14 protein-coding genes are annotated in these 14,045 nt (G+C 47.0%); 8 read left to right on the forward strand and 6 right to left on the reverse strand.

Going from position 1 to position 14,045, the window contains the following annotated elements; translation table 11 throughout:
• Positions 1-218 precede the first annotated feature (218 nt).
• A complete protein-coding gene (locus ACFOEK_RS17625) occupies positions 219-377 on the reverse strand; it encodes a DUF3149 domain-containing protein (RefSeq protein WP_386722788.1) in 159 nt (52 codons plus the stop codon).
• A gap of 270 nt (positions 378-647) precedes the next feature.
• On the opposite strand from ACFOEK_RS17625, the gene ACFOEK_RS17630 reads away from it, so the two are divergent.
• The 7 genes from ACFOEK_RS17630 to ACFOEK_RS17660 all read left to right on the forward strand — a co-directional run bounded on the left by ACFOEK_RS17630 (position 648) and on the right by ACFOEK_RS17660 (position 6,880).
• Complete coding sequence (locus ACFOEK_RS17630; RefSeq protein WP_386722789.1) at positions 648-1,364, forward strand: glutathione S-transferase family protein; 717 nt, start codon at positions 648-650, stop codon at positions 1,362-1,364.
• A gap of 436 nt (positions 1,365-1,800) precedes the next feature.
• Positions 1,801-2,604, forward strand: a complete 804-nt coding sequence (locus tag ACFOEK_RS17635) for a DUF3450 domain-containing protein (RefSeq protein ID WP_386722790.1) — start codon at positions 1,801-1,803, stop codon at positions 2,602-2,604.
• 1 nt (position 2,605) lies between these two features.
• Positions 2,606-4,045 (forward strand): MotA/TolQ/ExbB proton channel family protein, encoded by a 1,440-nt coding sequence (locus ACFOEK_RS17640; protein WP_386722791.1) that lies wholly within the window; start codon positions 2,606-2,608, stop codon positions 4,043-4,045.
• Positions 4,046-4,059: 14 nt separating this feature from the next.
• Positions 4,060-4,563, forward strand: a complete 504-nt coding sequence (locus ACFOEK_RS17645; protein WP_386722792.1) for a MotA/TolQ/ExbB proton channel family protein — start codon at positions 4,060-4,062, stop codon at positions 4,561-4,563.
• A gap of 45 nt (positions 4,564-4,608) precedes the next feature.
• Entirely contained in the window at positions 4,609-5,022 is a 414-nt protein-coding gene (locus tag ACFOEK_RS17650) for an ExbD/TolR family protein (RefSeq protein ID WP_386722793.1), read from the forward strand.
• Entirely contained in the window at positions 5,022-5,669 is a 648-nt protein-coding gene (locus ACFOEK_RS17655) for an energy transducer TonB (protein ID WP_386722794.1), read from the forward strand. Before ACFOEK_RS17650 ends, ACFOEK_RS17655 begins: the two co-directional genes overlap by 1 nt.
• 17 nt (positions 5,670-5,686) lie before the next feature.
• Positions 5,687-6,880: a hypothetical protein gene (locus ACFOEK_RS17660; protein WP_386722795.1), complete on the forward strand. Its 1,194-nt coding sequence runs from the start codon at positions 5,687-5,689 to the stop codon at positions 6,878-6,880.
• A 94-nt stretch (positions 6,881-6,974) separates the two neighbouring features.
• Here the strand turns inward: ACFOEK_RS17660 and ACFOEK_RS17665 are convergent, their stop codons facing one another.
• The 4 genes from ACFOEK_RS17665 to ACFOEK_RS17680 are packed head-to-tail and all read right to left on the reverse strand — an operon-like array spanning position 6,975 to position 10,797.
• Positions 6,975-7,991, reverse strand: a complete 1,017-nt coding sequence (locus ACFOEK_RS17665; RefSeq protein WP_386722796.1) for a hypothetical protein — start codon at positions 7,989-7,991, stop codon at positions 6,975-6,977.
• A 3-nt stretch (positions 7,992-7,994) separates the two neighbouring features.
• Positions 7,995-8,318 carry a hypothetical protein gene (locus tag ACFOEK_RS17670; RefSeq protein WP_386722797.1) on the reverse strand — a complete coding sequence of 108 codons (324 nt, stop codon included), beginning with the start codon at positions 8,316-8,318 and terminating at the stop codon, positions 7,995-7,997.
• Positions 8,319-8,376: 58 nt separating this feature from the next.
• Positions 8,377-9,576 (reverse strand): fatty acid desaturase family protein, encoded by a 1,200-nt coding sequence (locus ACFOEK_RS17675; RefSeq protein WP_386722798.1) that lies wholly within the window; start codon positions 9,574-9,576, stop codon positions 8,377-8,379.
• Positions 9,577-9,597: 21 nt separating this feature from the next.
• The gene (locus tag ACFOEK_RS17680) at positions 9,598-10,797 is read right to left on the reverse strand and encodes a flavin reductase family protein (protein WP_386722799.1); all 1,200 of its coding nucleotides are present in this window, start codon (positions 10,795-10,797) and stop codon (positions 9,598-9,600) included.
• 283 nt (positions 10,798-11,080) lie between these two features.
• Here ACFOEK_RS17680 and ACFOEK_RS17685 point away from each other — a divergent pair, with 283 nt between their 5' ends.
• Complete coding sequence (locus ACFOEK_RS17685) at positions 11,081-11,668, forward strand: TetR family transcriptional regulator (protein WP_386722800.1); 588 nt, start codon at positions 11,081-11,083, stop codon at positions 11,666-11,668.
• A 66-nt stretch (positions 11,669-11,734) separates the two neighbouring features.
• Here the strand turns inward: ACFOEK_RS17685 and ACFOEK_RS17690 are convergent, their stop codons facing one another.
• Entirely contained in the window at positions 11,735-13,996 is a 2,262-nt protein-coding gene (locus ACFOEK_RS17690) for a TonB-dependent siderophore receptor (protein ID WP_386722801.1), read from the reverse strand.
• Positions 13,997-14,045 lie beyond the last annotated feature (49 nt).

Genomic DNA, 14,045 nt, shown 5'->3' on the forward strand with positions numbered 1-14,045 from the left:
TGCGCCAGATAAGGCGTAAACGTTGGCATTGTAAGCGACCAGGAGGAAACACTCATTCGCTTTTTTGAGTGTAGTGCAATGGACAAGTGTTGAAGGTGATTTTTCTACGAGTGATGGTGTCGAATAACACCAACGGATAATGGTCGAGCGTAGAAAAATACATGACGGTAGAAGCTCCGTTGGCTGCTACCGCTTTTTATGATTCAGAAGGAGCTGAATTATGATTTCGGATGCGTCTTATCGTATTCCTCGCCTTCTTTCTTCATTTTTGAAATGAACATGTGACCACAATAAATGCCCATACCAGTAGTGAACACGATAACGAACAGGCTGAGCAGTCCGGTTAAGTTTGCGAACAAGTCAAAGAATGTATCCATGGTTTTCCCCTCATTGAATTTTTTAATCTAAGACCATTCTATAAATGCGGTTTTTCGGAGTTCTGATGTAGATCAATATTTGAGCGGACTTGTTGAGTGATTTCTTATTGGAAGGGAATCTATCAAGGTTTCTGGTTTTTTTAAGACTCTTTCCTTCACGTCATTAAAGTTGTGATACCCAAGCTCTGAATTATTTTCGAACTTTATGGAAATATGGGCCACTTACCAAACTATGTTCAACGTCACATTTTATGATTGATAGGTGAAAGCATGTCGCAGCGAGATTATCCAGAACTCACAGAGTATCCAATTTTTGACCGTTGGCCTGCGTCGTCGCCTGACAAAATTCAGTTGTTTTCGTACCCAACTCCGAATGGGGTAAAGGTGTCGATTGCATTAGAAGAGTTAGGATTGGCCTATGAGCCACATTTAGTCTCACTGGCAGACGAAGATGTGAAAAGTGAAGCCTTTCTTTCGCTAAATCCAAACAACAAAATTCCTGCCATTATTGATCCCTGCGGCCCGGAAGGTAAACCCATCAGTTTGTTTGAGAGCGGCGCCATTCTTATCTATCTAGCTGAGAAAGCGGGTAAGTTACTGGGATCTAATTCAGTTGAAAAAGCAAAAGTAATTCAGTGGTTAATGTTTCAAATGGGGGGGATCGGGCCCATGTTTGGACAGCTTGGGTATTTCCATGTCTACGGGGGTAAGAGCATAGAAGATCCAAGACCTAAAAACCGTTATGTTCAGGAGGTAAAGCGATTACTTAACGTATTGGAAGGGCAGTTGGATGGACAAGCATGGGTGGCTGGGGAGTTTTCCATTGCAGATATTGCCATCGTTCCCTGGTTACAAACCTTGTCAGGTTTTTATGAAGCAGAGGAGTTAACTGAGCTCAATCGTTTCCCAAATTTGGTTGCGTATATTGATCGATTTGCACAGCGGCCTGCTGTTCAACGAGGTTGGAAAATTCCGGCAAGAGATTAGGGTATCTATTCAGTGGTTCACAAAACCAAGCTATCCAATAAAAATGAAAAGTCCGATCTGGAGTTCCTGATCGGGCTTTTTTTTGAGCAATTATTTTTGATTGATACGAATAAAGATTTATTTGAGTTAGCGCATCTGTTCAGACGTATCTTCACGTAGCATACATCACTGTATTTTTATTGCCTGTTAGCACTCGTTACCAATGGTGTATGACCAAGTGTTCAGTGATATTGCGATGATGTGGCCATTACGGGGGGCAATAAAGCTGAGAAGAATCCAATAAAGTTGGGTATTTAGTCAGAAAGTAATGAAATCTTATTAAGATGAGAATGATTACTATTTATATTCTTTTGTGTTTTCAGTATCATGCAACCGCTTGTTTGAGCAGGTTAATAAAATATAATGAGATTCATTTACAAATACTTAGGTGATAACTGTGCTATCTAAGCAGAAATTAATCGCGGCTGTTGCATTTGCTATGTCTTTGGGGCTTGTGCCATTGAATGGCGCTGCCAGTGAGCAACCAAAACAAAATTCGGTGGGTGTTGATCAGCTTCATGGTGCCTTATCCAAAAGCTATCAAAAGTCGTCCAAGGTGCAAGCGCGTATTGATGCGTTAGATGAACAGACGAGACAAGACTATTACGAGTATCTGCAGACAGTTCAGCGAGCAGAACAAATTGAGCGCTATAACCAGCAGTTGGAAACCTTAATTGGATCACAACAGAGCGAGCTGCTTGATTTGGAACGCCAGTTGTTGTCTTTGAAAGAAACTGAACAAGCGGCGCTTCCTTTACTTAGCGATATGTTGTCGACGCTAACGCAGTTTGTAGCGCGTGATTTGCCTTTCCTTGACGACGAACGTTCTGAGCGTTTAGCTCGTCTGACTGAGTTATTGGCTCGTGCCGATGTCAGCGTTGCCGAAAAGTATCGTCAGGTGTTGGAAGCTTATCAGATTGAAGTGGAGTATGGTCGTACGTTGGAAGCCTACAGTGGTGTATTGGCCATTGACGGTCAGCCGGATCGGGATGTGACGTTCCTGCGCCTGGGCCGTGTTGGTTTGTATTATCAAACGTCCGATGGTCAGCAATCTGGTCAGTGGGATGCGCTGAACAAAACCTGGAACGTGTTGGACAGCTCGCAAAACTGGTCGGTTCAAAAGGGCATTCAGTTAGCGCTGAAACAAGCGGTGCCTGAACTACTTGAATTGCCAATTCAACGCACTGCAGGAGGCAAATAAGATGTCATTGTCCCGTTGGATTTTATCAGCCTTTCTTATTTTGAGTTTTGGTACACACACTGTTGCAGCTGAAACGGGGTCACTCGATGACCTGCTGAAGCAAGTGCAGGGCAGTATTTCGCAAGACCGTTCGGTGGATCAGCAACGTCTGAATACTTTCTTAGCGGATCATAAGCGCCAAGCTGCGTTATTGAAACAAGCCAAGCAGAGACTGGCCAATGCTGAAACGCGTCAGGAGCAACTAAAGAATCAATACGACGAGAATGAACAGGCACTGCGTGAACAATCGGAATTGTTGACTCAGCGCAGTGGTCAGTTGGGTGAAGTGTTTGGTGTGGTGAAACAACAAGCTCAGGACTTAAGCGGTGTCTTACAGGATTCGTTGGTCACCAGTCAGTTTCCTGAACGCTTAAACAGCATTGGTTTTGCGGATCAAAAAAGCATTCCAACGCTCTCTGATCTTCAAGGGCTTTGGTATTTGTTGCTTCAGGAAATGACCGCAACGTCCGAAGTGACGACCTTTGAACAGCAAGTTGCGCAGCCAAACGGTATTTATCAAGCCTCTCAGGTATTGCGTGTTGGTCCGTTTGTGGCCATTGATGAACAAGGCCGTTTCCTGAAATACGACGCTAACAGTCAGCAATTGGAAGTGTTCGCTCGTCAGCCAGCCTTGTCCTCTGTATCCCAGGCTAAAGCTTTCTTCGACGGTCAGGGTGAGCAACTACTGGTTGACCCAAGCCGTGGCAACTTGTTAGAGCTGATCGGTCGTACGCCAACCGTTAAAGAGCGCATCGATCAAGCGGGTATCATTGGTTACATCATTATTTCTTTGGGTGCGTTGGGGATTCTTGTTGCGCTTTGGCGAATGGCCGCTGTGCTGATCGCTGAGTTGAAAGTGAAGAGTCAGTTTAAATCGTTGGATACATTGTCCGATCGCAATTCCTTGGGTCGCGTAGTGAGCGCGGTTCGCAATGCCTCTTTGGATGAAAAAGACACGACCAGTACTGAAATTCGAGTGGATGAAGCGCTGTTAAAAGAAGTGCCGCGTTTAGAGGTGGGGCTGACCTTCCTAAAGCTCTTGGCTGCCGTTGCGCCACTGCTTGGTCTGTTGGGAACTGTGACCGGGATGATTGGTACTTTCCAGAGTATTACGGTGTTTGGAACCAGTGATCCGAAGCTGATGGCGGGAGGCATTTCCCAAGCGTTGATGACGACGGTATTGGGCTTATGTGTAGCGATTCCATTGTTGTTCTGTCACAGCTTGATCTCGGCGCGGGTGAAGCGTTTGGTACAGCTACTTCAACAAGTTGCGTTTGCTACATTGGCAGAATTTATGGAGTCTAAAACCACAGTGACTCAGGATTTGTCCAAAGTGATGGATAAGCAACAACCGGCAAAGGCCCCAGCATCTAATGCCGTGGCAGAAGTTGAACGCAGCTAGGGCTGGACATTCATATGTGGTTAGACCCTGGTTTTTGGCTTGATGCCTTAGAGCAGTTTTTTAAATCCGGTGGTTGGGTGCTGTTTTTACTGGCATGGACGGCCTTGGTGATGTGGAGCCTTTTGCTTGAACGCGCTTGGTTCCGCTTCCGGGAATTCCCTCGTTCAAAACGTCAATGTCTCAACAGCAAGCGCGGCGGTGCGTCCCAGAGTGAGTTAATTACTCAGGTGGGTCGATTACAACGGGATCTGCAAAGTTCTTTAGGGCTGATTAAGACCCTGGTTGCGATATGCCCGCTGATTGGCTTGCTGGGGACTGTGACGGGGATGATTCAGGTGTTTGACGTGCTGGCGTTTCATGGCACCGGCAACAGCCGTTTAATGTCGGCCGGGGTGGCCAGAGCGACCATTCCTACGATGGCTGGGATGGTGTTAGCGGTATCAGGTTTATTGATTTACACCTGGTTGCAACGCTGGAGTCAATTGCAATTAACCGCTTTGGATCGGATTAACAACTAACGTTCGTACCCCAACAGGTGTGGCGTAGTTAAGAGAGAAACAAACATGAGAAGTCGTGTAAATCTAACACTTGATCAGAATGATTCAGACATCGATATGACGCCTATGTTGGATATCGTATTCATCATGCTGATCTTCTTTATTGTCTCTACTACTTTTGTGAAAGAGTCCGGGGTGGAAATCAATCGTCCGTCGGCCTCAACCGCTGAAGAACAGGAAAGCACTGGTATTCGCGTTGCGGTAACCGCAGAAGGTTTGGTTTGGCTGGATGGTCAGCAAACGGATATTCGTATGGTGCGTCCTAAACTGGAGCGAATGAAGGTAGAGCAGCCGGATTTAGCCGTATTGCTACAGGCGGATGAGGATGCCAAAACCGGCGTGCTGATCAAGGTGATGGATCAAATTAAATTGGCGGGTATCGATCAAATGGCCGTCAGTGCAGATAAGGCGAACAACTAGTGAAGGCGGTTTGGTTTTTTCCTCCGGCCCTGTTAGTCGTGGTTGCGTTGTTTATGTTTATGGCGCAATTGGCGAATCCGGGTACTCGTTATCTGGCAAAAGCAGAACAAACGCTGGATCTGAACATGTTGAGAATGCGTTTTGATTCTGATGTTCAGTTGCGTGAGCGGGAATTACCACCACCGCCGGAAGAAATTCCGCAGCCACAATCGGTAGAACCCGCAGTCAGTTCTCCGATGCCAAACATCGATTTACCGCAGCTTGATATTCCGGATGTCAGTCTGGATGCAACGATGAATTTCCAGGTGGCGCCGCCGTCATTACCGACCATTGCACCGCCAACCGATCTGGCCAATACCGTTCAGCTGGAAATGGGACAGGTACCCAAGAAGCGTATTAATCCGCAATACCCAAGACGCGCCTTACAACGAAAGGTTGAAGGCTATGTGGTGGTTGAGTTTAAAGTTAATGAACAGGGCCAGGTAGATACTTCTAGTCTGGTATTCGTTGAATCTCAACCTCAAGGCGTGTTCGAGCGTACAGTTCGTAAGTCGGTGGCTCGTTGGCGCTATCATCCTCTGATGCGTGGTGGTCAGGCAATTGCCTACAAAACCCGTCAGCGGTTTGAATTCAATCTGGATAAATAATAGCGATGTTTCAGTTTATGATTCAGTCTCAATCAATGATTCGATCCTTGGTCTTGCTGTTGATCCTGGCGTTCAGTGCGTTAACGGCTGTTGAAGTGCAGGCTAAGAACAGCATGCGACCGGCGATGTATAAGCGCATTGTCGAGATTCAAAAAGGCTTATCGCCAGAAGCGCCGGAAGGTTCTACCTTAGTGCCAGAGGTGGATAAGAAAGCAGTTCGTACATTGATTGATGAGTTTCTTGATCATTCCCCTAACGACTATGAAGCTTCGTTGGTCTATCAGTACTCGGCCAGTCTCAGTTTGTTGGATGAGAACTATAAGGCCGCCTATCAGGATTACAAAAAAGTCCATGAGCTCAACCGGTTACCGCTCAAAAACCTCTTACAGATTGAGCAGGCACTAGGCCAACTAGCCATGCAAAACGAGGCTTGGAAGACGGCCATAGGGCACATCGAACAGTGGATGAAAAACCTGTCTCAGGCGCAGGAACAGCTGAAAACGGAAGGCAAGCTGAAAGACCCCATCCTGAATGAAAAAATCATCGATAAAGATTACATGATGTTGGCGCAGGCTCATAACCAACTGGAACAATGGCCGGAGGTGGTGGTGGCCATTGATCAAGCATTGGCCCTTCATGCCGAGCCAGTGGCGCCTGAATCCTGGTATCGGATGAGGTTGGCGGGTCTGTTAAGTCAGTTCAACGCGCTGACAGAAACGAAACCTAAATCCAAGCCTTGGTGGTCATTGCATTTGCAATCAGTTCAACAGCTTCAACTTTTGGTAACGCATTTCCCAAACATGAATTACTGGCGTCAACTGGCAAGTATGTATCAGCAGGCTGCGTTGAATGCCAAGGAAAACTCAAAACTATCTTTAGACAGTTACACTCAGGCGCTCTCCACGTTGCACTCTGCCTATGTTGCGGGGTACTTATCCACAGAACAAGATCATCTGTGGATGTTGCGTTTGATGGTTCATCAAGGAAAGTATCATCAAGCCGGGCGCATTTTAGAAAAAGCGCTGAAAGATAAAGTCGTCAGTGATGCCAATGAGCACCTGAAGATGTTAGCTGATGTTTGGGTGATGTCCCGTGAATACAGTAAAGCAGAAACGACCCTGAAAGCCTTGATCGCCAAAAGCAATAAGGCCTCGTATCAGGAGACCTTGGCGGACGTTCAAGCGTTATTAAAAGCTAAGGTTCAGGGTTAGCCTTAACCTGAAGATCACCCATAGTCAGTGGTGTTAGGTGTTGCTTTTTCTAAAATGAGAAGGTCAGGAGTATGTTCTCCTGACATCCATCAGCTTATGCAGACAGTTGGTGTTTAAACACATCGGATTCATAGAACGACGCCAAACGTCGGCGTATCACGGCTTCTAACAAACCAGAGTTGCTCAAGGTTGTTAGCAGTTGCGGTGCTAAACGTTGAGCTCGCTCGATCACGGTTTCTTCTGTGATTTCCAAATCCTCAAACAAGGTTGCTAGTGGTTCGTCACCGTAGCGTTGATAGAGGAAGTGCACCACCGATTGATAGCAATGTGCGAAGTAATCGGATTCACGAAACTCCAGCCAAAATTCATAGCCTAAGACCACAAACTCGGATAGGTCGATGCTGTCCATGCCTTCCTGAAGTTCACGCAGGGTTTTGTCTTCCACTTCGTCCCAGAAATCCATAATGGACGACTCTAAATCCTCGCTGCTCAAGGATTCCATCAGGTAGGTTTTGCTTTCCTGTTGAAACAGGCTGAGGTTGTTGCTGATATAAGTTTTAACGCTTTCTTCCATCGCGCCACTGATTTTCGGTGCCGCTTTATTCATTACGTTGCGACTCATCTTTAACATCGAGGAGACACCCGGTACGTGCTTGCTGAGCATGTTGTCTTCGTAGAGATAACGAGTGATCGCTTTGTAGACCACATTCGAAATCAATGAACGATAGACTGGCAAATCGATGATTTGATGAATGATTTGATGGCGTTGAGTTTCCAGTTCCAGAATCTTAGACACAAAGCCTTGAAATTGCTTGGCGGTCATGATGTCTTTCAGGCGGCTGTCCAGATGCGGGTCAGATTTAAACAAAAACGTCGCGGCATCACCGGCAATTTCGGCAATGGCGCCTGGAATCGGATGAGAAACGACCTGATCATGAATGATTTGATTAAGCTGTTCTTCGCTCAGCAGCTGATTCAATGGAATATGAGACAGGGCGTCCAACACCGGTGTGGTTTCATCACTCAGCCAGGCAAGAAAATTATCCGGCGTCAGAGTGGCCATTTCATGCTGAACGTGCAGCTCGAGTAATTCATTAGCCAATTCGGACATGGACTATTCCTTATTCTCGGTCATAGTGGTTTTGTTCATCGCCTGATCTGCGGTTTTGCTGTCTTCGATGTTGCCAAACAGCTCAGAGGCCAAGCCTCCAAGCTGTGCGTTCACTGAACGGATGGTTTGGTAGACCTGACCGGATACTTCATCATGACGCTGTTTTAGATCCTCCATCAAAATGGGATTTGCAGGCGTCAGCTTAGCGATTTCATAGCTGGTATTTGCAATGGTGTTGTGTGCGCTTTGAACCGTGGTGATGGTTTGATCGATCATGGTTTGCGCGAAATCTTTGGCGATCTCAATCCGGTTGATGAGCTTGTTCATGGGGGCCTCCCAATAGTGTTGTCTGCTTACATTGCTTTCTTGTGAGCAAATGTTGAGGTTAACCCGGTAGCAGTTGGCCAGCTGAATTGTCGTTATTGTCCTGCGGCTTTTTCTTATCCGGCAGTGAATACTGAAGAATACGTTTCAAAACACTGAGATACTGTTTACCGAAGCTGTTCGTGTTGTAGGGTACCCCATACTTATCACAGATCTCTTTGACTTTAAGCGACATCTTTGGGTATCTGTGCGCTGGTACGTCCGGGAACAGGTGATGTTCGATTTGATAACTGAGGTGACCGCTCATGATGTGTAACCAGCGGCCACCAGTGAAGTTACTCGAACCCAGCATTTGACGTAAATACCAAGCGCCCTTGGATTCATTTTCACACTCTTCCTGCGTGAAGGTATGCGCATCTTGAGTGAAGTGACCACAGAAAATGATGGTGGATGCCCACAGGTTACGCCCTAGATTCGCCAGTGCGTTGCCTGCTAACACTTTCAAGGCGAACGGGCCGGCCAGTAATGGGAACAAGATGTAGTCTTTCAACACCTGACGAGACGCTTTTTTACTGATGCGTTTCAAGAACGGGACTTTGTCTTTGACTTTAATTTCACCCCGACGGATGCGCTCCGATTCCAGCTCATGCAAACCTACGCCCCATTGGAAAAACACGCTTAACAGCCCGTAGTTGATGAACTGGAACAGGTGTCTTGGTTTCCATGGCGTGTCATCACTTAAGCGAAGTACTGCGTAACCATAGTCGCGGTCTTTACCGAGAATGTTGGTATAGGTGTGATGCTCGTAGTTGTGGGTTTTACGCCAGGAATCAGAGTCACACACGGTATCCCATTCATAGGTTTGGGAGTTTAATTTCGGATCGTTCATCCAGTCATACTGACCGTGCATGACGTTGTGTCCGATCTCCATGTTTTCCATGATCTTAGAGACTGACAACAAACCAACGCCGGCTAACCAGGTAATCGGGTTGATACTGAAATGAATCAGCGCGCGACCTGAAATTTCGCACATGCGCTGTTTACGGATAATACCGCGAATGTAATCCGCGTCTTCCTGACCTACTTCTTTTAGAGTCTCTTCGCGCAAGGCGGTGAGTTCGTTACCGAATTCTTCCAGTTGTTCATCCGTCATCCAATGGTTGAATTTGGTCGTCGTTGCCAATTCTTTTTTAGATGGTTCTAAATTTTTGCTGGATGATGATTCTTGTTCTGCTAACTGAGTATTAACAATGCTGTTCATAATTCTTTCCTCTCTCTTTGCTTAGTTCCACTGACTAACAACCAAATCGCTGGTGGCATAGGTAACACAAGGTTGAATATGCGATTGGTCGTGTGGAATGGCTTCGCCGGTTTGGGCGTCGAGTAGTTCGCCTGCTGGACGTTTGCATTTACATTCGTGACAAATACCCGCTCGGCATCCGTATTTAGGGTTTAATCCCGCTTCTTCCGCCATTTCCAGTAACGACTGTTCACCTTTGTTGACCAGTGTTTGTTCCGTCGGCTCAAAGTAAGTGGTGATTTTCCCCTTAGTGCTTTTGATGGCGGGTTTGGCTGCACCAAAGCGTTCGAGTTTGATGTGATCTTCGGCAATGCCCTGCTTTCTGAGGCCTGTTTGCATGCTGTCCATGAACGCACTGGGGCCGCAAATAAAGGCGTCCGTCGTGCTTGGTTCGTTGATCCATTGGCGAAGTTGCTTGGCCGTTAGATAGCCGTGGTCATCGCTGGCATGGAAATGAAGATCAAAATCCGCTTGGTATTCTGCAAGTTGACGAAGACGTTCCAGATAAATGGCGTCGCTTTCGTTTTGTGCGGTATACACCAAAGTAATCTTTGGCTGATTAAATGTGCGGTCTACGATCAGCTGTTCGATCATCGACTTGATCGGTGTGATACCGCTGCCGCCTGCCAGGAACAGGTAGTGGCTTGGCTCTTCTTGGATGTCTTGCGAGCGTTCTTTATTGCTAGTGCTGTCAGACAGTTGATAGCTGAAGATACCTTGAGCATGGGAAAGGTAGACCAGATCGGACTCGCTTAAGTGATCTTTCACGTAATTGGACACCTTCCCGTCGGTGATGGCTTTCACGGTGATGCTGATCAAACCTGTTTGCTCAAAGCTTTCTGGGCTGTTGGACAGTGAATAGCAGCGCTGAACACGACTGCCATCAATTTCACATTCCAGCTGAACGTACTGGCCTGGTTTAAAGCCTTGCCACTTTGCAGGTGGCTTTAACCACAGCGTTGTGGAGTTGGCGGTTGGATGTTCTTTCTTAACAATTTGAGCGGCCATGCGTTGTTGATCCCAAAGTGGGTCGGCTTCGCACAGCAGGAAATTCACGTAATCCTGAAGTTGGCCAGAGCGGTTCCAAAAATAACCGCCCAGTTTGTACAGCCATGTGTAAGTCCATGCCATACCTATGATGGGTAGTAGCCCGGATTCTTTGCGATTCAATTCTGTTGTCATGAGGTTGTACTCCTTTGTGCTTTTTGTTGTGCACCTCTTTGTGTACATCTGTGCACTAACTTAGGAGTCTGATAAAATTCAGTCAACACTTGTACACTAACTTTGGCGCTGTTAACCAAAGAGTTGTCGTGCTTGAGTAGCTAGCCTTTGCTTTATATATAGATACGATCACGGGATGGATTTGTTGACTGCTATGAATACTGACGTTTTGAGAATAAAACGGTCGTATTTTGATTTTTATTTGGTGTACACTCATGCACAAAGTTCGAAATGAGAAGTCATCATGAGTCGAGAAGAACGCAAACGCCAGACCCGAAAGTCCTTGTTGGACTCCGCGCTCGGGTTAATAGAGCAAGGACAACACTTTTCCAATATCTCATTACGAGAAGTGGCGAAAAACGCTGGCGTGGTACCCACTTCCTTTTATCGCCATTTCCAGGATATGGAAGAACTGGGGTTAAACCTGATCGATGAGTTCTCGGTTCTATTACGACGAACGCGCAGTGAACTATTGTCTTCTGACGAGTCTTTAAGCATTGAGCGCTTGTTGACGGTGTTTGTGGAGATTATTCAGACAAATACCGCCATCTTTACCTTTATTCCGCAATGTCGAACCAGTGAGCATTTGGAAATCCGAACGGCTATTCGTCGTGAAGCGCAGGGGCTGAGTGATGAATTGGCATCGGAGCTGAGAGTGCGCTATCCCAATCTTAACCGTCACGAGCTAGGGCAACTAAGCCAAGTGATTGTGCATCTGTTGTTGGATGCCATCGTGGATGTGTTAGATCAATTAGGGCGGGGCAAGGCGACAGATACAGTGGCTGACGAGTATGTTCAGAAAGTGGCGCTATTGGCAGGCTTGTTGAAGTAGGTGCAGAAAGGCAAAATCAATGAGGGATTGCCCCGGAAGCCTGCTCAGGCCTCCGGGACGGTATCATCAGAAGTTGTAACGGGCTGAGATCTGGTAATTTGCCGGATCGCCGTACATCGCTGATGGAGAGTATGTGCCTTTTGCCTTTAGGCTGGAGTAGTAGACTTTGTTCGCTACGTTATTGGCGTTGGCCTGAACCGTAAGGTTATCAGTCACGTCATAGCTGGCCATCAAGTTGATTACTGCATAGCTGCCTTGACGGGTTGCCACTTCTTGACCAAGGGTTGAGGTGTTTGTACGAGAGATGCTGTCCTGCCAGTTGATGCTGGTACCGACTTTCAGCTTCTCCAAGCTTGGTACACGGTAGATGGTGGCAAAACGCACCAGCTGCTGTGGTGTGTATTTGGAAAGTTCTTTACCTGCGTCATCGCTGCCATCCAGATCTTGGTAGGTATAACCAAGAGTCGTGTGTAGATTGTCAGTGACTTCACCTACGATTTCGAACTCAAAGCCTTTGCTGTTTAAGCCTTCGGCGGCTTTATAGGTTTGACGACCGTCAACCATGATGTCTTCAACGCCCACGTTGTCTTGCTCAATATTAAAGTAAGCAAACGAAGCGGTGAGTTTGTCGTTCATCAGACTGGTTTTAAAGCCTGTTTCGTAGGCAACGCCTTCCACCGATTCCAACAGATTGTTGTTACGGTCAATCTTATTCTGTGGATTGAAGATTTCGGTGTAGCTGGCGTAGAAGGTCAAAGCTTTGGTGACATCAAAAGTGATGCCTGCATATGGGGTAATGACACCGGAGTCTTTACTTTCTTGAGGGGCGCCATAGTAGTCACCCTTGGTATGCCAGTCACTGACACGGGCACCTAGAATCAAGTTAAGGGGGTCAGTCAGACTCAAGTTTAAAGCACCGTAGCTTGAAAGCTGGCGATCTTTATAGTCTGCCAGACCGCGATCCACCGCGCGAGCATCGAGGTTATCACCTAAGTTACCTGGCATAGTATCCAAGTCGTTGAATGGTATTACACCTGTCGGGTTCAGCAGATTACTGATGTTTGCTGAACCATAATATTGTGCGTTGGTGATGCCTTTGGAGTAACTACCGCCAACGTACGCCTGATGTTCGCGACCGAAGGCTTTGAAGGGGCCAGAGGCATATAGGTCGAAGTTGTTCTGCTCTTTTTCTTCTTCAAACGCAAAGGCTGCAAGCATGAGCTCAAAAGACGCAAAAGGGTTGGGGATAAAACCACCTGCTCCGTCTGGAAAGGCTGGAACGCCGTAAATAGGGTTGGCATCTACATAGGATAGCTTGGAGCTCAACTTCTGTTTGGTATGTAATGCAACGGCCTTGGCCTGCCAGCCATTACGGAAGTTATGAGCCAATTCTGCAAACAATTGACGTTGTTCTAAGTCGTAGTAGCTCCAGTCTGTCCCTGTGCTTGATGAACGTTGGAAATCCGTCGGCGAACCATCACTTAAGAACAGTGGTTGAGCACCCCACATTGGGCTGTCCGTTTGGCTGTTCTCAATAGAACCGCCAACGGTGAACACAGTGCTTTCACTGAGATCCATGTCAAGCACACCGTAGACCACGTTTTTTTCTTGGTTGTAACGGTCAATGTAGGCGTGCTTGTCTTCAACCGCAGTTACAAGACGGCCTCGTACCTTGCCAGAGTCAGTGAGTGCACCGGAGACATCTGCTTCTGCACGGTATTTATCCCAGGAACCGGCGGCAACAGAAACGCTGCCCATGAACTCTTCGGTAGGACGCTTACGAACCAGGTTGATGGTTGCTGAAGGGTTACCCGCACCCGTTGCCAGACCGTTGGCTCCACGAACTACTTCAACGTGATCGTAGATAACGGTGTCCATGTCGCCTTTAAAGATTGAAGCGGTTTCAGTATTTTGCAGACCTACACCATCCAACTGAATATTGGTAATGTCAAAACCACGGGCACTGTAATAAACACGATCCGTCTCGGTGCGCTCAGCAATTAAGCCTGTGGTGTTTTGAACCACTTGTGTCAGGGTATCGATGTTGAAATCGTCCATGCGGGCACGGGTCATTACTGAGACAGACTGGGGCGTTTCCATGGCCGATAATTTGAACTTGGTGGCGGTGCCCATTTCCTCAATGGCATAGGTATCGCTGCCTTCGGTGACGTTGGTTAGTTCATTGCCAACGATCTCGATTTTTTCTGCGGTTTGAACCTGAAGTTCTTCAGGGGTGTTGTCCGCGTGTACTAAGTTAGCGGAAAACAGCAGGTTGCCAGACATCAGTGCTGTAATGTAGGCGGCTAGCTTCTTCTTTTGAAAGTGCATTTCTCGTTACCATTCTTTTGCTAAGTATTAGGTGGCAACTGATGTACTC

Source organism: Litoribrevibacter euphylliae (assembly GCF_042646085.1).
Lineage (GTDB): Bacteria > Pseudomonadota > Gammaproteobacteria > Pseudomonadales > Litoribrevibacteraceae > Litoribrevibacter > Litoribrevibacter euphylliae.